A 22,194-nucleotide genomic window follows, 5' to 3' on the forward strand; every position below is an offset into this window, starting at 1 on the left:
ATTAACGCTCCCCTTCGTTTATAATTTCGACCGTCGCCGCCTGCCTTCCGAGCCTATTCGCTTCGTCCCGCGTCGCTACTAATACGTCAATCCTTGCGCCTTTAATGTCGCCACCTGTGTCGCTCGCCACCGCCTTAAACGTAGAACCGTCCGCCAACGTAACCCGCACTAACGAGCCTAACGAGATTTGCGAAGGGTCCACGGCAATAACTCGGTAACCTTCCGGTGTGTATATCGTGTTACTTACGTCTAAGCCTGTCGCGGTTATTCCGATGCATCCAGTCGGGCAAAATGCGGTGTAAAACGTGGCTTCTACGTTAATAGTTTCGCTACTCCGAGAATTGCTACGAACGTCACTATGAACGCTTTGATTACTTCGATCATCTCGATTACGATAACGTTCGACCTCCTTCTTTAAGCGAGCAACCTCCGCCTTTGCCCCGCGTAACTCCGTCTTGACTTCGCCTAAATGTGCGTCAGGTTCGGTCAAAACGGGATCATCTGCGCCTGCTATTATTTGTGCGATTAATGCCGTTGATGTGATAAATCCGATGTTAGATCGCCACCTTTCCGGCAATGTGCGGATGTGGGTCGTAGCCATTAATGCCGATGTTATCGAAGGTAAAGTCGTCAATATTATCGATAAGCGGACTCAGTCCCAACGTCGGTAGTTTGCGAGGTTCGCGCGTCAGTTGCAGCCGGACTTGTTCCGTGTGATTCGTGTATATATGGGCGTCTCCGATTGTATGGACGAACTCGCCGACTTCTAAGCCGGTAACATGTGCGATCATGTGCGTTAGAAACGAGTAGCTTGCGATATTAAATGGTAAGCCGAGAAATACGTCAGCCGAACGTTGGTATAACTGACACGATAGCTTGCCGTTAGCTACGTAGAATTGAAAAGCGAAGTGACACGGTGGCAGCGCCATTTGGTCGAGTTCTCCGACGTTCCATGCGTTAACGATAAGGCGTCGGCTGTCGGGATTCGTGCGGATTTGTTCGATTACATACCGAATCTGATCGTGTTCTATATACCCGTCACCACTCGCCCAATTGTAATCGCGCCAACTACGCCAATTGTGACCGTAGACAGGACCTAAGTCGCCGTTTTCGTCCGCCCATTCATCCCATATTCGGACGCCATTATCGCGGAGGTATTTAACGTTTGTATCTCCGGATAGAAACCACAGTAACTCATGCGCAATCGACGGCCAGTGTAGTTTTTTCGTCGTCAATAACGGAAAGCCTTCCGCCAAGTTGAATCGCAATTGCCAACCGAAGGTGCTTAGCGTGCCCGTTCCGGTGCGATCCGTTTTAACTGCGCCATTTCCGAGTATGTGTCGGCATAATTCGAAATACTGCTTATCTGCGTTGTTCATTCGCCTACCTCCTCAAATTTAACGTGAATTGCGTGATTCATATTAATCGTAAACTGAGGAGTTCCGACCCAACCGATTGTCGGCGCTGCGTGCGGGCCTCTATTCCCCGTAAAGTAACCGTGAATATCAGCAACTATAGCGCCAGTTATCGTAAATACTTCACCATTTGTCAACGTAATGATCGCCTTCATTCGCCCACCTCCGTATTTACCCCTGTTGAACCGAAGCCCCGCGTCCCTCTTTCCGAAACACCTAACGTGTCAACCTCGTAAGCTACTACGTCGGGTAGACGCTGTATCACCAACTGCGCGATGCGGCCGCCTTTACGGATGGTGTAAGTTCCGTAAGGGATTCGTCCGCCTACATAGGTCAAGTCGCCCGCGAGCGTTAGTACCTCCGGGTAAAAGTCGTGACGATCTTCTTCGTCAACCGGAAATATATTATCGACAATCACGCCAATCTCGCCGGCATATCCGTTGTCAATCGTCCCTAACTGAACGCGCAGCTTCGTTTTCGATGTAACGCCCGACCTCGGTCTTACTGTAGCCTCATAGCCAACCGGAAGCTGAACGGCAATGCCCGTCGGCACTACGACGGTAGCGCCTGGCTCGATAATTACGTCCTCTGACGCGACAAGATCAAAGCCGCTGTCGCTTGCGTGTGCTTTCGTCGGTATTACTGCGTCGGGTGATAGTCGTTTAAATCCGATTTTAATTGCGCTCATTCTTCCGCCTCCAATGCGATTCCACGTAGTTTTTGTAATACGTAACTGTGTTTTTCCGCTTCCTGCGCATCGCGTAATCTTAACGCCGCGAGGAATAACGCTTCTTCCCGCCTTATCTCACGAAGGAGAATCGATTTCATCCGCGCACCTCCTTTACGTTACCTTCGTCATCGAATACGAAGCCATTCCGTTTGGCGAGCGCCTGTACTTCGCTAAAATCCGGTTCCCTTGCGTCAACGATGATTTCGAGTAAACGGGCGAATTCCTTCTTAATTCGACTATTTCGTATGATTTGCGGTTTTTGTTGATTCGGCATATTATCGTCCTCCTATTTATACAATCGATTGATAACGGAAAGTGGATAGTTTTTACCACGTTAATTTATCGGCATGCTGCGATATAACTCCGCGGAAATTCGTATGAAGCTCGCAAACCTTCGCGTATGGTTCATTGCGGAAATGTTCGAGATAAGGCACGAAGCCACTTTTCGTTGGGTCGGCTAAATCGTTCTGTCCGTCGTGTCCGATCATAATAACGGTAACGTCCGAATGTACGCGCGTTAAAACTTTCTTTAATTCCCCGCGTGTCATATTCTGCGCTTCATCGATAATCAACGTAGCGTCCTTAATATTCGTGCCGCGCATAAATACGTGTGATTTCGCCGTTACCCACGCAGCCGCGTTCATAAAGTCGGGGTTACTGTCGCGGTAAATGGCAAGGCGAGGGTCTTCGCGTATTACCGTCAGCGCATCGATCAGTGGCGTAATGTACTTCGATTCCTTGTCCTCTACGTCGCCGGGCGTGAAGCCGAGCGCATCTTCTTCGACGGTTGCGAACGTATAATATAACGGCTTTCCGATTAACTTAGCGCAGGCGACGGCAAGGGTCGTTTTGCCCGTGCCAGCCTTCGCGTTGACGATCGTTACTTTATTATCGAAAATGGAATCGACGTAAATGCGCTGTTCCTCGGTAAGCTTCGATGCGAATCCGAATAATAAATTATCCTTCGGTAGTCCCATATAACCGCCCCTTTTCCGTTTTATTTACGCCTCACACATAACGCAAATCTTATCCTTACTAAACTGTTGCGCAGCGTTAGTGCTGTGTTGGTAGTACAACGTTTTAACTCCGTTCCTCCATGCGAATAAATATAAGTCGTTAATCTCTTTCGCGGAAACTTTCGGATTAATCATGATGTTAAGCGACTGGCTTTGGTCTATAAATTGCTGACGAATAGCTGCCTGATCTAAGACAACGTATTGGTCGATTTCGCTAAACGTCTTAAATACGTCCTTCTCATGTTCCGTTAAGAAGTCGAGGTGTTGCACTGAACCGTCATAATCGCGAATACTGTTCCAAACATCGCGTGTATCATTACCGTATTTAGCGAGGACTTCTTTAAGATATGGATTTCGGATTGTTACCTTCGCTTTAGCCACGTCTTTAACGTAGTTGTTCGACCAAATCGGCTCTATCGACTGACTGACTTGTCCTAGAATGAACGCGGAAGAAGTAGTTGGCGCCACGGCCGTCAAAGTCGTGTTCCTTCGCCCGTACCCTTTTAATACGGAGGGCTCGCCATATAATTCCGCTAGTTCCTTCGATGCCTTGAGCGCCTTCTCCTGTATGAATCGGAAAATCCACGCGTTTAGCTTCGATGCGTCCAAGCTCTCAAACGGAATCATTTTCGACTGTAAGTACGAGTGCCATCCGAGCGCTCCGAGTCCTAAAGCACGGTTAGCCTTTGCGAAGTTATACGCACGCTCCATAAAGCCGAACGCTAGTCTGTCCTCTTTGGCGACTGAATCGCGTAACGCCTCTAATTTGTCGAGGAACTCCGTCATAACGGCGTCAAGGAAATAAACCATCGTTTCAACTGCGTCCGTTTCCTTCCATTCATCGTAATGCAGTAAGTTCATGGACGATAGGTTACAGACGAACGACCATTCGGAGTTATTCGGTAAGGCTATTTCGCTGCATAAATTACTATGATTTATCCGCAATCCTTTATCCTTATATACGTCGACTGTATTGTCGTTCACTGTGTCGGTAAAGAATATATACGGATATCCGATTTCCACTCGTCGCTGAATAACTTTCGCCCATAACGCACGTTTGTCCGCATCGCCCGCGACCATTTCCTCCATCCACTTGTTAGTTACCGTTACGCCGTGCGTTAATTCTTGTATCGGATTGCCTTCCGTGCCGATGCCGAGAAATTCCTCGATGTCCGGATGATCGATAGGTAGGTAAGGAGAGAAGCGTCCACGGCGCGTTGATCCTTGTGATACTACGTCGATGATAGTTTCGAATAACTTCATAAAGTGAACGGCTCCGGACGACTCTCCGTTGTTTTTTATAGCAGCGCCACGGTGTCGTAAGTCTCCGAAGTAGCCGGAGGTGCCTCCACCGAACTTACTCATCATCCCGACCTCGGCCTGCGTGTGTAGGATATCACCCATATTATCGCCTACGTACGAACCGAAACAACTAATCGGAAGTCCTTTGTCGTTTCCAAAATTCGACCATACTGGCGACGATAGCGAGAAGTAACCCTTTTCCATGTAACCGTAAAACTTGTCGGCAAATCCTTCGATTCCTAAGATGCTCTCCGCTGTGTCTGAGATAGTTCGTACACGTTGTTCAGGCGTCACACCTTCCGTTAAATATCCGCCTTTTAAGAAATTCCTACTATTTTCGTTTAACCATTTCATTCAATCGTCTCCTTTTATTTCGTATAATAATCGAACTGCGTACTACTTACGCTGTTCTTTTACTAATTCCCAAATGTTGTGTCTTAACCAACCACTCGTTGTGTAACCTTGTTCTTTTGCTAATTCCTCAACTTCTTTAAACATATTTTCATCAATAATATTTTTAATTACATCTGCTAATTCCTGATTCATAACTTCCCCCCTTAGTTCATAGTTTTGGTCTTATACGAAATAACTTATCCTTTAAAATAAATCATCACCCGTAATGCTGCGCGCTCTTTTACTGTAATTAATCGAACGCTTTACGAAGAAATCGACGTGCTTTGTCGCTACGATTTCGTCATCAAACCAATCCGTCTGCCCTACGACGTCCTCATTAACGTTGAATAACGGTTTATATCCGGTACTTACGAGCGAGTTATTTAGGCGATTCTTCACGAACTCTTTAACGGTTGCTTTCGGCAAGAAATCTAAGTCGCCTTTCTCATAAATCCAATCGATAACGATTTCTTCCGAACGGTACGCCTCTTTGCACGCCTCTACAACAGCGCTCTCTAACTTGTCGTCGAACCATTCCGGATGCTCTTCGCGAATAATATTGATAAGCTCGATCCCGAATAAGCCGTGAATTTGCTCCTCTTTCGACGTCGCTTCGATTACGTTCGATACGCCTTTGAAGATGTTCTTATGCTTATTAAACGACATGATGATAAGGAACTGCGAGAACAGCGATACGTGTTCGATGAATAACGAGAATAGGAGGATGGATAGTGCGTAGTCCTTATCACTGCCTGTTCGTGATAACGCCGCACCTTTCGTTAGATAATCGACGCGTTGGAATAGTTCCGGTATACTTTCGATTTTCTCAAACTCGCTATTGAGTCCGAGGATTTCGAGCAGATGCGAATATGCGTCATGATGGCGTACTTCACTTTCAGCAAACGTATACCCTACCGAACCAACTTCCGGCTTAGGCATGCGGTGGTATAAATCGCCCCAAAACGTCTTAACGGCGACCTCGACCTGCGCAATGGCGAGCATGGCGTTCTTAATTGCATTACGTTCGGCTTCCGTCACATTGACTTTAAAATCCTGAATGTCGGACGTATAGTTAAACTCGGTATGCAGCCAGTACGAGTGCTGTATCGCTTCTTTATATTCGATAAGTTGCGGATATTCGTAAGGCTTTAGGTTTAATCGTGGTCGGAATATATCAGGCTTTCTCGCTTGTGTGCGCTGTTCCCTATATACGATATAAGCCTTTGCGGTGTTCTTATACTCCGAATTTAGCAAAGCGCGCTCTACTAAATCCTGTACTTTCTCAACCGATAATTCTTCGACAACGTTTATCGACTCTACGACGTCCTTTGCGAGCGCCTCCGATTCCTTAGTACCGAATTCGCCTGTTTGCGTACCCGCCTTATTAATAGCTCGCTTAATCTTATCTACGTTAAATTCCACTACTTCCCCGTCACGTTTTTTAATCTTTAGTGGCGCCGTCATCTAAACGCTCCCCTTCTATTTTCGATAATTCCTCCATAATCCCCTCGATACCTTTCCGCAACTTATCGCGCTCGACCGCAAGCTCCGTCAGCCGCGAGCCATAACGTTTTACATCCGCCTCATTTTCGGCAAGGCGAACGTAAAGACCCTCGCGTAGCTTGCGTAATTCAGTCGGGATATTCATCGCGATGCCAAGCCCGCAATTAGCGCAATTATCGAAATTGCTAACGCGACGATCGCTATTATGTTCGCTTGTTTCGGAGTCATTCTGCGTCCTCCCTCATTTTTACGAAATCTACGCTTTCCGAATAATAACCATTACTTTCACCAAGCCATCGAAGTACTACCGTGCCTTTAATAGTTGCGACTTTATAAAACGTCCATGTCTGCGTTCCCCATTCGGACTCACCATCTTGCGAAACTTCTTCCGCCATTAGAATCGGTTCGCCTAATAAATCCGCGATGTCTCCGTTTATATCTTCGATTTCTACCGACTCACAGCAGTCTTGTTCGTGGTACATTACGTAATGCTCGTTATTTGTCGTGTGAAAATGGATTTCGAACTCTCTTTTATCTACTTCTACGTTCTTCAACGTCTTTCCGACGAGTTCCCCGATTTCTACCCCGTCACTATTTCTCCAGTAACTCATTCCGCAATCACTCCAATTCGCCTATCGGCTTATTTTTTCTTCGTATATTAATTTCGCCAGTCCTACAGCGCAGGCGTCCGATTCGTCGTCACACGCAAACTCGCCAGTGTAGCCGGTCCATCGCCGCACTGCTTCGGCAACTTCGTCCTTTTCCGCCTTACCTTTTCCGACGACTATCCGTTTGATCTCCGACTGCGACATGCCTTGCTTCGTTTTCTTGCGTCCAGTTTTCGTTTCCGTGACGTGCTTATCGAATGTTAATCCGAATTTATGCGCAGCTAACTCCGTCCCTGTCCACGCTGCGAATACCGGATAATTCTGCGCCGATGACATGCCGTGAAAGTCCTCGCGAACTACGTAGTCGAATCCGCCTTTAGCTTGGTCGGCGATGAATAACGTCGCCCACGATTCAACGATGTCGGCGCGTAACGCATAAGGTGATTTAGCGTCAGGCTTTACGTGAGACATTGCGGTGATGACCGGCTTGCCGCGTTTATCTACGGTGATGATCGCAACGCCCGGTGATGTGAGCGAAGTGTCGAACGCTAGGATTCTCAATCGACTACCACCGCCGCGAAAATCCCGACAGCTACTCCGAGTAGTATCGTCTCGTAAATTCCAGGAACGTACCCAACCGCTGGATATATAACGAGATTAATTAACAACGCAATCGCAATCCCTATTACGTAACTCATCCTCTCGCCTCCCTCGTCGTTTTAATAAACTCGAAAGCTTCGTGATATTCGCGTTTCTTCTTATCCGGCAATGATGACCGCAAGTAGCGTTGTACCTTCGTCTTTATTTCGTCAAACTCCTCGTCGGATAAGTCGAGTGCGCACGCTGTTTTGAAGTTGTTAAACGTGAATTTATCGAGGTCCATCGGTGGTTTATCGCCCACACGTTGCGTCTTCGTTTGTTCCGCTAATTTATCGAATAGTTCATTGCGTTCAGCGTCGGTAATCTTACGGCAGAACGCCCGGATGTCCGGCGTCTTAGCGTATTGCTCGGCGCTCATATTCCACGCCTGCTTCGCCGCATTTACGTACAAAATGACGTAATAATCGCAATTATACATGGCGCTATAAGCTACGACTTGCGCTGCGTGCGAGCTATCCGGTTCTTTCATCGAATACAATGACGTGCGAGCTGGCGTCCCTTGCTTCGACTTGATTTCGAGTCCGACGCGAATCTTTTCGCCATCGTCCGTTGTATACTCCATAATTCCGTCCGGTGCTCCGTAAAGGTAAAACGTCTCGCCGTTATACGTAATTTTCCGATTAGCCTTCGCGAAATCTTCAAACGCAGGCTGACCGTCCTTTGTACGCAGAAACTTAAAGCGCGGCTGATTGCCGGTTTGCTTGGCGAAATGCTTTTCGATGAACAGAAACTCGCGTTGTATTAGGTCGCCGATGCTGGTTCCGATTTTTTTCCAACGGTTTTGATGCGGCTGCTGCGGAAATTGATCGCGCTTGGCACCCTTTGATTTTACGTAAAGCTCACGCGGACAACTACTGACACTCGATGGGCTGAAATACGGCTTTTGCGGCCATACTTTCGGCGGATTTACGTACCATGCGTGTATTTGCGAATCAAGTGCGTCGTCCCAAACTTCGCTTGCCGTGCCCCATTCGTCGAGCATTGCGATCAAGTCGCCTTCTATTTGAGTTGAAATATCCTCGTAGAATTCCGTCAAGTTATCGACTCCCCTTCGTCATTTTGTCCGCAATCAAATACAGCACACACACGAATATAAATCGCATGTATAATTCGTCTGACGGAACGCCTAGCACTTTAGATACTACGCTTATAACTATCGTAAATACGACTACCATTATAATGAATATTACGTTACTCATTCGCTGTCCTCCTTCGTTTTACTTTCCGCCACTACCGTCAATTCCACGGCTTTGTCGTTTGCCATTAGGATTCCGACCGTCTGTACTATCATCGCAGCCAAAAGCGCTTGTATCAGCGTTATGGTAACGCCTAAGTACGGCATGGCGAAGTAAAAGACGGCGGCTGCGAGAGCCAGTTTAATTACGAACATTTGGCGTCCTCCTTGATTACTTAACATTTTTATATGTGTTGAAAGACACTACTCTTTTCACTTGATCATAACTGTGTCCTAACTTATCCGCTAAGCCTTTTAGCCCGTACTCCCCGCCATCATAAAGCATTCTGATGTTACGTACTTCGTCATTAGTTAAGAACCTTCGGGCATCTTCTTCATATTCTTTGCCGCCTACTTTATACATCATTGTGTCTATTCTGTGTTTGACAATATATACCTTGACGTCCGGCCTGAATTTTCGTACTAATTCGCGTGGAAAGTACAGGTAGTAAAATTGCCTTCCGTCTTGTTTGCGGTCTATACGTAACCGAGGTTTAGTTCCATATAATTCACTGACTTTTTCTATTAATAATTTTGACTGGCTTTCGTCTAATTCGTTAGAATAAAGATGCATTGTACTTCGATGGATGTGCCAAGAGCCATCATCCAAATACCACAAGAATAAATCCTCTTTTGTAATATCTTTAATAAGCTCTTCGATCCCCGCGTCTGAGGCTTGTTTAACCTCTTCGCTGGCGGTTGTGGCATATACGTGTATTACCTTTGTCCCACCGTACCCCGACTCTTGTGTCTTCTTTACTGTTACTTCCAACCCTTCCTCGTTGAGTAACTTCTCTTTATGCTCTAGTAGTTTTCTGTCGGTAGAAATGAAGGTTATTGCCGCTGTCGTTTTATTTAATCGAACCATACCGTCTCCAAGAATTGCGTTCTTCGCTACTCGGCTATATTTAGACAAAGAATTCCTCCTTGCTTATTTCTCCGCCCATCTGCGCGGATTAATTTCGATGTCACAACGGACAGGAACCATTAATTTAACCGCCTGCTCCATCGTTTTCTGTATTTCCGCAAGTTCGTCATCGGCTATAGATGCTGGACAGTCGTAAACCAGTTCGTCATGCACCTGTAGAAGAATGTACGAATCTAAACGTTCGAGCACCGTTTGCAAGTCGACAATCGCCTTTTTTAAGATCGTGCCCGCGCTCTCCTGTATCGGAAAGTTACCGGCTTGCCTTTGCGCGCTGAACTGTTTCCAACGATCTTTCGCCTTAACGTCAGCATGTAAACGGCGCTTTCGACCATATAGCCCCGTAACGAAACCTTGCTTCATTACCGTTTTCTGCTGCACGTCCATATAACGCTTGATTCCGGGATACCCTTCGAAATAATCGTCAATTATCGTCTGCGCTTCGTTACGTGATATTTCGAGAGTGTCCGCAAGTTTGCCGGCTCCCATTCCATATACGATCCCGAAGTTAACCGTCTTAGCCTGACCGCGAAACCTCTTACAGTCATGTCCGTTGGTTTCTTTGTCCGTTTCGATTTCCTCGTAGGTATAACGCCCCTTACTTATCATCGCTGCTGTGACTGAATGAATGTCGCGGCCTTGTTCGAATGCCTCGATTAATACCGTTTCATTCGCCATGTGCGCAAGTACACGCAATTCAATCTGCGAATAGTCCATCGAAACTAAGATACGGTCTTTTCCTGTCGCCATAAACAAGTGGCGTATTTCCGGTCGTTTCGCCGGTATTTGTTGCGTATTAGGGTTCGAGCATGTAAAGCGTCCAGTCGCGGCTCCCCACGTATTATGCCAAGGATGTATTCGACCATCGCTTTTAACGTCTCGCGGTAACTTCTGCGTAAAGGAAGAACGTAGCTTTCCGATTTCTTTATATTCGAGTATTAAGCCAACGACTTCGTGCTCGTTTTTAATCCGCTTCATAAAACGGCTATTCGTCGAACCTTTGCCGAGGTCCGTTAGCTTCAAATCGTCGTATAGCTTCTTACTTAATTGCGCCGGCGAGTTGAGATTTATTTCTCCGCCAAGTATCGTAAATATGCGCGCCTGTAATTCCGCCTCTTCTTTCGCAAGTTGTTCATCTAAATTATGCGCTCGATCAACGTCGAAACGTATTCCGCGTATGTCTGAACGTATAAACTGGCGAGCTACCGGCATTTCTATCTCGTAAAATAAACGCTTAATGTCTCGTAAATCTTCGCGCTTGTCGTACCAATTCGAAATCCAGTCGTATAGCCGCAACGTCTTTTCCGTATCGCCTGCCGCATAAGCTAATGAAACGTCGAGAGGTACTTCGTTAAACGGTGTATTCGGAAAGAGTTCGTCGAAATTATCGCTCGGCTCCTTTAACCAATCCGTCAGCAAGTCTTTTAGCCGATGCGACCTGTTTTCGTCTAATGACATCGCCATAATCCGTGTGTCAGCGTGCAAGTTCGTTATTAAATCGATGTCTAACTTTACCGCGAACCATTTACAGTCGAAAGGAGCGTTGTGCATAACGGTCTTAACGCCTTCAAGTGCCGGCTTTATCTTGCGAATTACTTCCGCACTATCTAACGGAGTTTTCTCGACGTGATTCAACGGTACATAGTAATTCATTGTCCTCGTTGATACGGAAAAGCCAGCGACTTCACCGCGCCAAGGATCGAGTGCCCCGCCTTCTTTACCGAATGTTTCGCAGTCAAACGCTATAATGTCGGCTCTCTTTATCTCGTCGATCATTGTGTTTAACTTTTCGTAGCTATCGACTAGAATGTAATTATCCGGCGTACTCGCTACAAGTTCGGCAAGCTTACCTTCTCGTTGCATGTCGGAAACTGTTCTCCAAAGCCTTAACGCCTCCGCCTTACTAAAACGCTTGCCGGCGACTGAGGGATCTCTGCCTATAAGACCCTCCGCCATTGCCGCCTTTACTTCGATTAAACGCCGTTGCTCCGGTACTGAATTACTCTTCATCGAAAGTATACGCGCCCAAGCTTCGTCCATTGTTTCCGTTGCCGCCTGCTTACGTTTAGCTGCGTCCTTGACTGCGTTGCTTTCGCCTGTAGGACTACGTAGATTTAACGTTAGTTTCGGTTTATTTACCAAACGCATCCCCTCCGTTTAATTGACGTTCATTTCCGCGTAAAACAATACGACTTCTTCGTGGTTATCGTCCGCCCAATCTTCGTAGCAAGCCGTGTCGCAAAAGTAGTGACCACGCCTGTCATCGTATAAGCCGTCGTTGCATTGTCGTTTACATTGGACGCAGGTGATTGGCGTAGTCATACGTTATCAACGCGGCTTTCGACTGGCGCGATTAACGTTAGTCGGTCGCTGTTATTATTTACGCTATCCTCACCGAAATTTGGCGAGTAGTAATATGCACGGTTTCCGTCTACTTTTGTTACGGCGCGCATTACTACCCGTCTGTATTTAATGCTATCGTATCCAATAATATCGCCTATCTTATACTCATTAGGCTTACGTCCAATCGCCGCCCATTTCGTGATTTCCGCTACCTCTTCCGCGCTTACTTTTTCGAGGTTGCTTGCGTCTGTGTAGCCGAAGACTCTGCCGTTATTTTTGCTTACCTCGAAATCGCTGCCTCCGTTATATTCCGTATTTACCTTGACGATATCGCCTACCTCAAATCCGCTGAGTGAGCCTCTAGCTGTCTTCAATCGCGCATAGTCGCCGTTCTTAAACTCCGCTTTCGCTACCGCATTCTCATAAACCTTAATTTCCGCAGGCGTTGCGAGGCGCATTTCGGAATAAAGCGTATAAATTGCGTCAGTATCCCGTCCGCCGGGAACTCGTACAGCTACGTCCTTATCACCATTAAACGGAGCTTCCTCGACTTTACCGATATCACCGACCTTATTTGCGCTGTGATTCGTATTCGCCGTAATGACTACGATGTCGCCCGTATTAGGCTTCGGTGCTTCCGCCTTTACCGGCGCATATACTTTTACGTTGGCTTCCGTGCGGTTAAGGTGCTCTCGATAAACACGTGAGGAACGGTTAGTTCCTGTAACTTCTCCGTTTTCTCCCACCAAATATGGCTTTCCGTTTTCAAACCACATTCCAGTCGTCTCCGTAAACACAACGACATCGCCCGGCTGTGCTTTGCGGTCAACTAGCGTGTAGTTGGCGCCTTTGTAGCTGATTGTTTCCGGCGTATTGGCGCTAACCTTTTCGTAGACTTCGAAATCGTCGGAGCCATATACCGCGACATTATCTACGTCCGCGTCGTCAGTGAACTCCAAGTCGCCTTCTTCGTCAACCGCTGTGACCTCGTAGTACTTACCGGCGGTTTGGTTGTAGTCTGCGTCATCCTCGTCAAACTTTACGTAATCGCCAGCGCGTGGCTTGCGTCCTTCCACTTTGCGGTAAGTTGGCGTGGGTTCCATTGTTTCCGCTGCCGCTGCCTCCGCCGGTTCAAACGTGCGAACAATCTCCCGTAATTCTTCCGGTGTTCCTTCATAAGTTACGCCATTAATCGTCATTTTCGCCATATTATACCGCCTCCGATTGTAATAGTATCCACCGTTTCTTTGCCGTTTGTTCCGTCGACCAGTATTCCGTTAAGCCCTCGCAATCGAACATAAAAGCACGATCGCCGTCAACTCCGACTATATAATCGACCTCGTCGGGCGTATAAGGCTGTCCGTTACCTTTCCGCGCATAAACGACGAGCGCATTGTCGCGATCAGTCCGTATGCGCAGCGTCTTTACTTGGATGCGGTAAGTTTCGCTATTTAACGGGTCGCGCGCCAGATAATCGTATACTTCGGCGACTATCGGTTTTGCGACCTCGTAACCCAGCGACGACATTAAGAGTTTCGCCGCTGTTAATTCGGATATTGCTCCAGTAATTTGCGTTTCATGTGCGATAATTAACGCCTCCTTTTCGTAGTTTAGTTGCGTAAGCCTTGCGTCGGTCAGAAAGGCAAGTCATCGTCCGAGATGTCCGCAATTGCTCCGTCTTCGCCGCCTTCGTTATTTGTCGGCTGTGCTTCCGTTGGCTTTTCGAGTCCGATTAACGAAATATCGAAGCCTGCTTTAACGAGGTTTTCGATTTGCTCCGCTTCGTCAATTTCGTATATAAATTGAGAGAATACGGTGGGATCGAAATCTACGTCGTTAAACTTATCGAAGTTAGCCTGTTGCTTATCGGTAAGGGGTTCGAGCTGCGTCATGATCGGCATGAATGATACCACCGCTTGCTTGCCGGAACCTGTTTTCGAAATTTCGAATGGTATTGAACCGAGATTAGCCGCATATTTTGTGAGTGCCGCTCTGATTACCGCCCACTGGTTCGGAGATATATCGAAATGTACCGGTAAGCCCGTATCAAGATCGACGAAAGCTACTGCATAACGTTCTTTCTCGCGATACTTTCCGGCTTCCGCTTTATACTTCTTCTCATTCTCCGCGTTCTTTTCGTCCATCGCTTTAAACATTAATTCCGTATAGTATTTTGACGCCTTATCCCACGGAGTTAAATTCTCCGAAGCAAATCCGCGTGAGTCTTTAGTCGATGGATTTTTCGCTGAAAACGAGTTAATAACTTTATAAATGCCGTAGTTTCGGAACTTCATAACGGCATTTGTGTAGTTGCGGAATACGCGTACTTTATACGACATGCCCACGTTTAACTTCGTCCAGTCTAAGCTTTCGCCTCCGCCGCCATTATCCGTTGGCATGTTGAACGCATCTTCTCCGATTACGTAGTTACTCATTTAACCGCTCCCTTTACGTTATATTATTCGGACGGGCTTGCGGCAAAAGGTGCGCTCGACAAACTTCGTCGCCTTTCGCCTTGGATACGTAGCTGTGCGAGGTCACTTTCGGCAATTGGCCGCCATCGCCGTACCCTATTCCCGCGCCCGTTCGTGCGTCCGACTCTCACCGCCTTCATTTCACGGATTTTGAGTCGCTAACCGTTCGCGATGCCCTCGCCACCTTGAAGGTGCAGTCGATCGACGACCGTATTAAGCGATTTGGACACGGTTAACGCACGAACCGGCGTAGGAAATCCGGTTAATAGCTTACTCGTCAGCGCATAGAATCCTTAGCACTTTTACTAGCTCCGTCTTTTTAATCTCGGAGCACGATCCGTTATCATGCATAATTTCAACGGTATCTCCGTGATCCTCAAATGAAACTATATCGAATGTCCATTCGGTGTGTGCTTGCGTTTTAATTTCGATTTTCATATTAACTACCTCCGTTAATTTTCGTAGCTTCCGCCCGTGGTCACTCCGGAAAACGCGATAGTCTTGGACCCGTCAGCCGACCGTATTATTTACAGTCAACGTAAGTCAGCGTTATCTTTCCGAAGCATTCACGGACGGGCGAAGTTTATTCGACGCCCATCATAAATCCGACACCAAACGTTATAAATGCGATGATTATCATATCGACTACGCTAATCATGCGTACACACTCACAGCTTTCGCGAATTGGTCAAGTCGATCGAACTCCCGCGTCATTTCCGCTTCCAGTACGTCGATTGACGTTAACAATGCGTTAATTTCGCGCTGTATCAAATCACGCGTTTTCGGATTCTTTGCCTTTGCTTTCGCCAACATACGCTCTCCCTTTTCGACTGCCAGCTCGGCAATCCGAAGCTCAATGGCGCGTGTTTTGCGTGTAACTTCGCGCTTGATGCGTCTGCCTTCGCGTTCAAATACCGGTTTCAAGAAAGTCGTATCAAGTAACGGATATATTGTGACGATTGTGTGGCTCGTAGTGTCGACTATTAATCGCACCTCTTCCGTTTCGTAAACTGCCTGCGTCTTGCCGGCACTCTTTTGCGTAAATAAGTACGCTGCCTTGCGCATGATTTCGTTGAACCATCGTTGCGAATCGACTGGCGTAATGCCTAGCCGGTGCTTGGCGCGTTCAATTGCGTGTAATGTCGGTGTATATTTCATAGTTGCGTTCATGCTACGCGAACCCCCTTTAATGGCGTTTGGAAGTCGGCCGGGTCATCGTCTTGATCGGGTTCACCATTATATAGAAGAAACGTGCTAAAATAATTTGCTGAATCGTGAAACTTTTCCTCGTCTAGCTGCGTATATATAGTTAACATAGTAATTACCTCCGATTTAGTGTGGTAATGCGTTGATTTAATTACTACGCGGTGGTATAATTATTAATGGAAATACGTATAATACTAACATCACGAAATTCCACCGCGCTTTTGCGATATGCCTAGTCGTAAAATCCGTGGTATAATATTAGTAGGCGGTTTTAATAGCCGCCCAAAATTAAATAGTCACTTCGTCCGCTAGGCGTTGTTGACACTCGGTTCTGAATCTTTGGATGAAACGGCAGTGCGATCGTGCATTACCACCTATCGTGAGCGCCAACTCACGTGACAATTTGGTATCGTCGTAACAACCTTCCGTCCAAGCTTTTAGAATCGCCAATCTACGTGAGTCGCCCTTCGCCAAAAGGGCGACTTTTTCATTTACTACCGAACTTACTTCGACTATCTCTTCGACGTTCGCCAAAACGTCTGGTACTTCTAATCTCACTTCGTTTCCTTCTCCATCAGTATATAAAGGCTCGTCCAAAGAAGTTGCATCTTTAAAGCGACTACCCCGTCTTGATAAAAAATCTCTACGCTCTTCCATGATTGCGGATATTACGTGTTGACGTAATGAGCCTTTTTCTGGATTAAAGTTTTTTATTGCTCGTTTAACTTTTATTAGGCATCTACACTCGAACTTCGTTTGACTTTCCACACTGTGCCATATACTCTCGGACTGCCTGTTGATAATAGGAAGAAACATTCCTGCAAGTTCTTCTAGTGCTCGATTATCCCCTTCTTTAAATGAAACTACTAATCTATTTAGTTTTTTAGTTACCATTTTCTTCTCTCCTTTTTTGCTCTATATTATACTACCCAAAATACTCACGTGATTTGCGACACGTTTTTAAATCTTTTTGATTTTTATTTACAATTCATTTTAGTTATGCTTTAATAATATATGAGATGTTCCTAAAAGGCAACATATTTCTGGCGAAACTTGGAGGTTTTGGATATGATTAATTTTGATCCTTTGTTTAAAACTTTAGAATCTCGTAATTTAAATCCTAATTACTTACGTAAGAATGGTTTAGTAGACGGAAAGACTTTAGCTAAGATGGCTAAAGGAGGAAGTATTCGATTAGAAACAGTTGCACGTATTTGTACTTTCCTCGACGTTCCTATCGAACAAGTCGTAAGAATCACGAAATAATAACTAGGCGCCCTCACCGGCGTCTTTTTTAATACGGAAAAACATGGTAAACTTAAACGCGGAGGTGTGCGGCTATTAACGTTCAGTTGCGTTGTTTACTACGCGACCGTCGCCTCTCGCAAGGGCTTTCGCAATATGATCTGGAAGTTTTGTCCGGCGTTTCCAAGCATTCGATTTCGGCATACGAAAACGGTAGAACCGAAATGAACGTGCGAACCGCCGCCAAATTTGCGATAATTCTGAAATGCTCCATCGACGATTTATTCGTGTACAAACGGGATTAGTCGGTCGCGGGCGGTCTATACACGGCCGTCTGCGAAAGTGTTAGCGATTATCTTAACCGAACAAACGTTTTCTTATACGTAGTATATTACCGTATTTTTCCTCGAATGGCAAGAGTTAACGCGCTATTTCGACATGGAAAAACCAACCAATTCGCGTAATCCATTCGCACCACTCGCTTTGAGCACTTCGTTGGCGTCTTTGTAAGCGTTATAGTCCACGTCCTTAAAACGAACATGCCCCCGTAAAAGTCGCTTGACCTCGCGATTAAACTTCGCGCCCGCCTTATCGTTATCCCCCGCCAAAAGTAACGTTTCAATAGGCGACCTTTTTACTATGTCCGCCTGCGCTTCGGTAAATGTGACGCCGCCTGCCGCAATGCCGTAAACTTCGCTTGTTACCGCGTAAGACATGGCGTCGATCTCCGCCTCGCATATCGCTGCTGTTCGTATGCCTAACTGATGTATGACATCAATTCCGTAAACTAACTGACGGATCGGATGCGCCCCTTTTTCGTAGAAGAATAACTTACCGCGTGTTGCGCGATATTTAACGTTTGCAAGGTCGCCGTTAGGCTTGCGCCAAGGAATCGCCGTGAAGCCGTGCTGCTTGCCGTAGCCTGTTCCGTAAATTGCTTGGACTTCTTCCGTGATTCCCCTGCGCAATAAGTATTGACTCGTTGCGGGTGTGACGGTTGATTCCGGTAATGCTTCGAATTTACGCGGCAACGTTAGCTTGATCGGCGGCATTTTCAGCGTTGCGCCCGGTTCGATGCGCCCGTATTCCGTGAGTAAGTAGGATTCCGTTTCTTCATACGTTTCTTGGCGTAAGAATGCGAGTAGCTTAACGAATCCGCCTGACGCATAATCTTCGTTATACGCTCCGGAATCCCCCCATACTCCGGCATACTTTCCTTCGAGATTAACGTAAAAGGATGGCGTATTGTCATATCGGAAGGGACTGGCTGCGATTAATTTATCAGAATTCCAACGCGGGCGAGTCCAGTCGTAATTGCGTAGTTCTCCTTCTACGTCGATGTCGACCGTGTGGCTGCGTATTTTAACGTTTGGCATATTGGCTCCTCCTTCGGTTTATTATCGTAGTGCGAAATAAAAATTTATAGGCTCGGCCTAGCGACAATGCCTGCTAGTGCCTCGAGCGTTTCCCTTTCGGCTCGATGCCGTTCCTCATTCGCCAGGTGCTCGAAGTTCGGATGATAATAAACTTCGGGCTTACGACCGTCTTTTTTCTTCCTACAAAGGTATCCACTTTTTACTGCTTCGTTAAGTGATTTGCGAATCTGCGCTGGAATCGAGTTTATTATCATCCTTACCCTCTCCATCCTCACCAATTCAACGTTGGCTTCTTCTGCGGTCATTTTCCCAAGATCCATTTGATCTTTGAGCCATTCGATACTGTTTTGGTTTCTCAATTTCTCACTCTCCTTATGTCGTTTGCTCATTAAAAATCGGTGAACTGTCCCGCAACCGCCTCGCCTGTCGCCATTTCTTCGACGATCCCGTAATTCGGCAAGTACAACACGTTAATCTGCGTTCCTTCTCCGCCATTTCTTCCTTTGCCTATTTCGATAATCCCTTCGCCGTCCAACGAATCTATTCCGAAAGTGTTCGCGGCATCTTCAAGTACCGCCTTCGTTTTCTTTATTTCCGCACGTTTCGGCGGTCTTAATTCGCGATTACCTTCGTCGTCGATGTCGTCCTTTACCTCCTCGGCTTGTGTTACGACGTGGATTACCGGCTTTTCCGTTCCCGCCAATCGACGTATACGCTTCGAAGTGTTCGCAACATCGCCGCCCGCCGTCCGTGACGTATTCTGCTCGTAGTCCATAAGGTAAATCGGATCGATAAGCACGACGTCGGCTTTAGTCGTAATAATGTCCGATTCCAACTGGCGTATATCTCGGCTTATAAAGTCGGAATCATCTGCCGCCCTCAACGTAATATTTCCGTCGAGTATTTCGCCGTTAGCTAACTTTTCGATAAATACGCGCAAGCCTGCTTCGTAGTCAGCGTCTAGCTTTCCGGTTAGTAACGACCTATTTTCGAAACCAACCTCGTAATCTACTCCGTCAACCTTTTCGATAGTTTCGCTTATTCTTGCGCTGATAGTCGAGTAGGCGCGCGCCATCCATTCGAATCTACTCATTTCCATTGCCCACACGAGTACATTAGCGCCTTGAAACGCAGCTTCGATTATTTCCTCCATTGTGAAAACGGACTTACCGCGTCCTGATCGCCCGTACCACGTGTACATATTTCCGCTGAAATAACCGCCGATTTGCTCGTTGATTGTCGTAAACTTACTGCGCCAAAGCTTAAACGACTTGCCTTCCTTACGGTCGAGATACTCGTCGAGAAACGCTTTTCCGTCCGCCTTAATGTCGGTACCAACTTTATCGCGCGTTGACGTCTTAGCTTCGATACTTTCGAGATTCTTGCGTAAATCATCGAGTAACGCCTTACCGTCCGCACCTGCGTTAAACTTTTCGTTAAGTTTCGGCACGTAGTCTATTAACGCAAGCTTTATCGCGTGGTCCTTTATTTTACCGACTAGATGCGAATATGCGTCGCTGACCTCCGGCACGTAGTAAAAGTCGGGGATTTCCGTTACAACTGTCGCATAGCTTGGCGCGCTGTTCCGATTCCTTTCGGCATAGTCCGTGATAAACTTGTATGCGTCCTTTTCCGCCTTTGTCGGGAAATCCGATTCGGTGACGCCGAGCCGTGCGAATGCTGACGGGTCGTTGCTATCGAGTATTTTCGAGATTAGTAATGTACCGTATTCCAAGCGCGATCACCTCCGTTTTTAATATATTATTATCGGATTGCGTCACAGCAATTTATTCGCTTGTCTGAATGTCTATATCAGGAATAATGGATTCAGGTCGAAATATCACACGATAATGGAATGGGTCCGCATAAACTGCATCTGTTTGTTCAATAAAAAAGCTAACATTATCACTCAAACCTAAATAATGCCGTTTATATTGGTCTTCACCTACTTTGCAAGTGACACGCAGTCGATTGTCGCTGTCGTTGTTGCCTAATGCACATAACCCTTCGACTGTAAGTAGGTATTTGTCAGTTATACCGTTAAAGAATATAATACGTCTGTTTATTTCGAATGAATCTGCTGATTTATCTATGTTCTGATTTACGGTATCTGCTTCCGTACACGCCGTCAAAATAATCGCCATGATACTTACAAGAATTACTACGAGTTTCTTTTTCATTTTCATCAACCTTTCGATTTTTATTTGTTATGAACTTTGTGCCTACTCCGCCGTAACTTCCGCCAGCTTCACCGTCAAATATTCGACCTTCGCGCGATATTCCTCGTCACCAAACATTTCGACCATCGCTTTCGCATCGTTGTAATCGTCCAGCAATGCGTCAATTTTTACCGCCCTTTCTTTCCTCGCCTGTTTACGTTTCTCCGCTTCAATTCCGGATATCTCCTTTGCCGTGGGTTTACGTGGTTCCTTCGCTTTCATTTTCGGCACCTCCCCGAATATTTGGTCGAACATGTTCAGTCTTTCCGTAACTGGCGGAGGACCCGCGTTGTACATCAGATAATCGTCTGCCTGCGCCGCGTTGCAAATCCGCGTTATGTCCTCTTTTTCCGCCATCATGTATTCACCCGTATGCGAATCGGTTAGATCAAACCATACTTCCGTAAATTGTTCGCCCGGCTGGTAGTGGTGCTCGACGACAAATGATTCGACGAAGTACAAGTGTCCGTCGTAAGTGTCTATGCTCACCAAGTCGCCATACGTAATATGCTGAGGTGGTTTCTTCGACATTAGTCCGTTACCTCCGTTTCGTCTGCTACGTCGCTCCATTCCTCGATCTTTTCCGCTAGGCGCCCGTATTTATCCTCGTTGATTTTACCGCTGTGAAATTTGCGTGTTATTAGTTCGAAGTATTCCGTAAGCTTATCGTCGTAAGTCATTCGCTCGCCTCCATTTCGATTACTATATGAGCGATATTGGCGAGTACGAATACGTTTCCTCTCGTAGGTATCGTCCAATGTGCTCCGCGTGCCCCTGCGTCATCTATTGCATAATATACCTCGGCAGCTTCCTCACCGTTAAATTCAACGATATTTCCGCCAGACAACGTAATTACTAATCTTCGCATCATCGTCGCCCCCTTTTCGATTGTCCTGCGAAATGTAAAACCGCCGTTTGATCGCGCATACGGTCATGCAGCCTTGCGTCAAATACTCGCGCCATTTCTTCTAACGGTAAGTTTGACGTATAAATAGTAGGAATGGCGTTAGTCGTCCTCGCGTTAATAATTCCGTGTACAATCGATTTAAAGCTTTCTGTCGCCGACCTAATTCCCACGTCATCCATTACGAGAAATGGCACGCTCATGCAACGGCGCATCGTCCGCTTAACTTCGTCTAGTTCCGCCTCGTCATTCGTCATTGCTGCGAGGTTATATTTCGTTTGATACTCGTTAACATCGAGAAAATATGCCGGCTGCTGTAACGGTTGCCTATTCCGTTTCAACGATCCGACGTAATGTGCGACAAGCCAAGCGTTAAGCAAGGCGGAAGCCGACGTACTTTTCCCAGTTCCGGGCGATTCCGACCAAAGATACAGCGATTTTACACGTTCGCCATCTTCGTCAAACTGCCGGTCGAAAGTTTCGATGTACTGATCGAGCATTGCGTATATCTTCGGCTGTGTTTCTCGTACTGGCGTATCAGCAAGCGTTACATTCCGATAGTCGTCCGGTAAGCCTGCCGCGCCAATTCGTCCGCCTTTTCCGGATAAGCCTTCGAGCATAATTCTATGTGCGCATATACT

35 protein-coding genes are annotated in these 22,194 nt (G+C 46.6%); 2 read left to right on the top strand and 33 right to left on the bottom strand.

Annotated features, from left to right (window positions below):
• Nucleotide 1: 1 nt before the first annotated feature.
• The 25 genes from MHB53_RS07370 to MHB53_RS07490 form a co-directional block, all read right to left on the bottom strand.
• Entirely contained in the window at nt 2-601 is a 600-nt protein-coding gene (locus tag MHB53_RS07370) for a 3D domain-containing protein (protein WP_340916699.1), read from the bottom strand.
• The gene (locus MHB53_RS07375; RefSeq protein WP_340916702.1) at nt 555-1,379 is read right to left on the bottom strand and encodes a thymidylate synthase; all 825 of its coding nucleotides are present in this window, start codon (nt 1,377-1,379) and stop codon (nt 555-557) included. Before MHB53_RS07375 ends, MHB53_RS07370 begins: the two co-directional genes overlap by 47 nt.
• Nucleotides 1,376-1,570 carry a hypothetical protein gene (locus tag MHB53_RS07380; protein WP_340916704.1) on the bottom strand — a complete coding sequence of 65 codons (195 nt, stop codon included), beginning with the start codon at nt 1,568-1,570 and terminating at the stop codon, nt 1,376-1,378. The genes MHB53_RS07375 and MHB53_RS07380 overlap by 4 nt, the downstream gene beginning before the upstream one ends.
• The gene (locus MHB53_RS07385; protein ID WP_340916706.1) at nt 1,567-2,103 is read right to left on the bottom strand and encodes a dUTP diphosphatase; all 537 of its coding nucleotides are present in this window, start codon (nt 2,101-2,103) and stop codon (nt 1,567-1,569) included. Before MHB53_RS07385 ends, MHB53_RS07380 begins: the two co-directional genes overlap by 4 nt.
• Entirely contained in the window at nt 2,100-2,243 is a 144-nt protein-coding gene (locus MHB53_RS07390) for a hypothetical protein (protein ID WP_340916707.1), read from the bottom strand. Before MHB53_RS07390 ends, MHB53_RS07385 begins: the two co-directional genes overlap by 4 nt.
• Entirely contained in the window at nt 2,240-2,419 is a 180-nt protein-coding gene (locus MHB53_RS07395; RefSeq protein WP_340916710.1) for a hypothetical protein, read from the bottom strand. The genes MHB53_RS07390 and MHB53_RS07395 overlap by 4 nt, the downstream gene beginning before the upstream one ends.
• A 52-nt stretch (nt 2,420-2,471) precedes the next feature.
• Nucleotides 2,472-3,122 (bottom strand): PhoH family protein, encoded by a 651-nt coding sequence (locus tag MHB53_RS07400; protein WP_340916712.1) that lies wholly within the window; start codon nt 3,120-3,122, stop codon nt 2,472-2,474.
• Nucleotides 3,123-3,146: 24 nt separating this feature from the next.
• Nucleotides 3,147-4,817 carry a ribonucleoside-diphosphate reductase subunit alpha gene (locus MHB53_RS07405; protein WP_340916714.1) on the bottom strand — a complete coding sequence of 557 codons (1,671 nt, stop codon included), beginning with the start codon at nt 4,815-4,817 and terminating at the stop codon, nt 3,147-3,149.
• Nucleotides 4,818-4,859: 42 nt separating this feature from the next.
• Entirely contained in the window at nt 4,860-5,009 is a 150-nt protein-coding gene (locus MHB53_RS07410) for a hypothetical protein (protein ID WP_340916716.1), read from the bottom strand.
• Between the two features lie 51 nt (nt 5,010-5,060).
• Complete coding sequence (locus MHB53_RS07415) at nt 5,061-6,320, bottom strand: ribonucleotide-diphosphate reductase subunit beta (RefSeq protein WP_340916718.1); 1,260 nt, start codon at nt 6,318-6,320, stop codon at nt 5,061-5,063.
• Complete coding sequence (locus MHB53_RS07420) at nt 6,298-6,504, bottom strand: hypothetical protein (RefSeq protein WP_340916719.1); 207 nt, start codon at nt 6,502-6,504, stop codon at nt 6,298-6,300. Before MHB53_RS07420 ends, MHB53_RS07415 begins: the two co-directional genes overlap by 23 nt.
• A gap of 79 nt (nt 6,505-6,583) precedes the next feature.
• Complete coding sequence (locus tag MHB53_RS07425; RefSeq protein WP_340916721.1) at nt 6,584-6,970, bottom strand: DUF7448 domain-containing protein; 387 nt, start codon at nt 6,968-6,970, stop codon at nt 6,584-6,586.
• A 21-nt stretch (nt 6,971-6,991) separates the two neighbouring features.
• Nucleotides 6,992-7,528: a hypothetical protein gene (locus tag MHB53_RS07430; RefSeq protein ID WP_340916723.1), complete on the bottom strand. Its 537-nt coding sequence runs from the start codon at nt 7,526-7,528 to the stop codon at nt 6,992-6,994.
• Nucleotides 7,525-7,665, bottom strand: coding sequence for a hypothetical protein (locus MHB53_RS07435; protein WP_340916726.1), 141 nt, complete (start codon nt 7,663-7,665; stop codon nt 7,525-7,527). The genes MHB53_RS07430 and MHB53_RS07435 overlap by 4 nt, the downstream gene beginning before the upstream one ends.
• A complete protein-coding gene (locus MHB53_RS07440) occupies nt 7,662-8,663 on the bottom strand; it encodes a hypothetical protein (protein WP_340916728.1) in 1,002 nt (333 codons plus the stop codon). Before MHB53_RS07440 ends, MHB53_RS07435 begins: the two co-directional genes overlap by 4 nt.
• Nucleotide 8,664: 1 nt before the next feature.
• Entirely contained in the window at nt 8,665-8,826 is a 162-nt protein-coding gene (locus MHB53_RS07445) for a hypothetical protein (RefSeq protein WP_340916731.1), read from the bottom strand.
• Entirely contained in the window at nt 8,823-9,017 is a 195-nt protein-coding gene (locus MHB53_RS07450) for a hypothetical protein (protein WP_340916734.1), read from the bottom strand. Before MHB53_RS07450 ends, MHB53_RS07445 begins: the two co-directional genes overlap by 4 nt.
• Before the next feature lie 16 nt (nt 9,018-9,033).
• Entirely contained in the window at nt 9,034-9,777 is a 744-nt protein-coding gene (locus MHB53_RS07455; RefSeq protein ID WP_340916735.1) for an LAGLIDADG family homing endonuclease, read from the bottom strand.
• A gap of 15 nt (nt 9,778-9,792) precedes the next feature.
• Complete coding sequence (locus MHB53_RS07460; RefSeq protein ID WP_340916738.1) at nt 9,793-11,928, bottom strand: DNA polymerase; 2,136 nt, start codon at nt 11,926-11,928, stop codon at nt 9,793-9,795.
• A 176-nt stretch (nt 11,929-12,104) separates the two neighbouring features.
• On the bottom strand, nt 12,105-13,337 hold the full coding sequence (locus MHB53_RS07465; RefSeq protein ID WP_340916741.1) for a hypothetical protein: 1,233 nt from the start codon (nt 13,335-13,337) through the stop codon (nt 12,105-12,107).
• Between the two features lie 426 nt (nt 13,338-13,763).
• Nucleotides 13,764-14,564 (bottom strand): hypothetical protein, encoded by an 801-nt coding sequence (locus MHB53_RS07470; RefSeq protein ID WP_340916743.1) that lies wholly within the window; start codon nt 14,562-14,564, stop codon nt 13,764-13,766.
• Between the two features lie 309 nt (nt 14,565-14,873).
• Nucleotides 14,874-15,041, bottom strand: a complete 168-nt coding sequence (locus tag MHB53_RS07475; protein ID WP_340916746.1) for a hypothetical protein — start codon at nt 15,039-15,041, stop codon at nt 14,874-14,876.
• A 216-nt stretch (nt 15,042-15,257) separates the two neighbouring features.
• Nucleotides 15,258-15,773 (bottom strand): hypothetical protein, encoded by a 516-nt coding sequence (locus tag MHB53_RS07480; protein ID WP_340916748.1) that lies wholly within the window; start codon nt 15,771-15,773, stop codon nt 15,258-15,260.
• Entirely contained in the window at nt 15,770-15,919 is a 150-nt protein-coding gene (locus MHB53_RS07485) for a hypothetical protein (protein WP_340916751.1), read from the bottom strand. Before MHB53_RS07485 ends, MHB53_RS07480 begins: the two co-directional genes overlap by 4 nt.
• Before the next feature lie 178 nt (nt 15,920-16,097).
• Complete coding sequence (locus tag MHB53_RS07490) at nt 16,098-16,703, bottom strand: hypothetical protein (RefSeq protein WP_340916753.1); 606 nt, start codon at nt 16,701-16,703, stop codon at nt 16,098-16,100.
• 174 nt (nt 16,704-16,877) lie between these two features.
• Here MHB53_RS07490 and MHB53_RS07495 point away from each other — a divergent pair, with 174 nt between their 5' ends.
• Nucleotides 16,878-17,075 (top strand): helix-turn-helix domain-containing protein, encoded by a 198-nt coding sequence (locus tag MHB53_RS07495; protein ID WP_340916756.1) that lies wholly within the window; start codon nt 16,878-16,880, stop codon nt 17,073-17,075.
• 86 nt (nt 17,076-17,161) lie between these two features.
• On the top strand, nt 17,162-17,359 hold the full coding sequence (locus tag MHB53_RS26295) for a helix-turn-helix transcriptional regulator (protein ID WP_445661408.1): 198 nt from the start codon (nt 17,162-17,164) through the stop codon (nt 17,357-17,359).
• A gap of 123 nt (nt 17,360-17,482) precedes the next feature.
• Here the strand turns inward: MHB53_RS26295 and MHB53_RS07500 are convergent, their stop codons facing one another.
• Genes MHB53_RS07500 through MHB53_RS07535 form a run of 8 tightly spaced genes read right to left on the bottom strand, consistent with a single transcriptional unit; the run spans nt 17,483 to nt 21,933 of the window.
• Nucleotides 17,483-18,430 carry a toprim domain-containing protein gene (locus MHB53_RS07500; protein WP_340916758.1) on the bottom strand — a complete coding sequence of 316 codons (948 nt, stop codon included), beginning with the start codon at nt 18,428-18,430 and terminating at the stop codon, nt 17,483-17,485.
• A 44-nt stretch (nt 18,431-18,474) separates the two neighbouring features.
• Nucleotides 18,475-18,789, bottom strand: a complete 315-nt coding sequence (locus tag MHB53_RS07505; protein WP_340916760.1) for a hypothetical protein — start codon at nt 18,787-18,789, stop codon at nt 18,475-18,477.
• A 29-nt stretch (nt 18,790-18,818) separates the two neighbouring features.
• Nucleotides 18,819-20,165 carry a DnaB-like helicase C-terminal domain-containing protein gene (locus MHB53_RS07510; RefSeq protein WP_340916762.1) on the bottom strand — a complete coding sequence of 449 codons (1,347 nt, stop codon included), beginning with the start codon at nt 20,163-20,165 and terminating at the stop codon, nt 18,819-18,821.
• A gap of 52 nt (nt 20,166-20,217) precedes the next feature.
• Nucleotides 20,218-20,610 (bottom strand): beta-sandwich lipoprotein, encoded by a 393-nt coding sequence (locus MHB53_RS07515; protein WP_340916764.1) that lies wholly within the window; start codon nt 20,608-20,610, stop codon nt 20,218-20,220.
• Between the two features lie 42 nt (nt 20,611-20,652).
• The gene (locus MHB53_RS07520; RefSeq protein WP_340916766.1) at nt 20,653-21,180 is read right to left on the bottom strand and encodes a hypothetical protein; all 528 of its coding nucleotides are present in this window, start codon (nt 21,178-21,180) and stop codon (nt 20,653-20,655) included.
• Nucleotides 21,180-21,329 (bottom strand): hypothetical protein, encoded by a 150-nt coding sequence (locus tag MHB53_RS07525; protein WP_340916767.1) that lies wholly within the window; start codon nt 21,327-21,329, stop codon nt 21,180-21,182. The genes MHB53_RS07520 and MHB53_RS07525 overlap by 1 nt, the downstream gene beginning before the upstream one ends.
• Nucleotides 21,326-21,520 carry a hypothetical protein gene (locus tag MHB53_RS07530; RefSeq protein ID WP_340916769.1) on the bottom strand — a complete coding sequence of 65 codons (195 nt, stop codon included), beginning with the start codon at nt 21,518-21,520 and terminating at the stop codon, nt 21,326-21,328. The genes MHB53_RS07525 and MHB53_RS07530 overlap by 4 nt, the downstream gene beginning before the upstream one ends.
• Nucleotides 21,517-21,933 carry an ATP-binding protein gene (locus MHB53_RS07535; RefSeq protein WP_340916771.1) on the bottom strand — a complete coding sequence of 139 codons (417 nt, stop codon included), beginning with the start codon at nt 21,931-21,933 and terminating at the stop codon, nt 21,517-21,519. Before MHB53_RS07535 ends, MHB53_RS07530 begins: the two co-directional genes overlap by 4 nt.
• Between the last annotated feature and the right edge of the window lie 261 nt (nt 21,934-22,194).

Source organism: Bacillus sp. FSL K6-3431, from assembly GCF_038002605.1.
Lineage (GTDB): Bacteria > Bacillota > Bacilli > Bacillales > Bacillaceae_C > Lederbergia.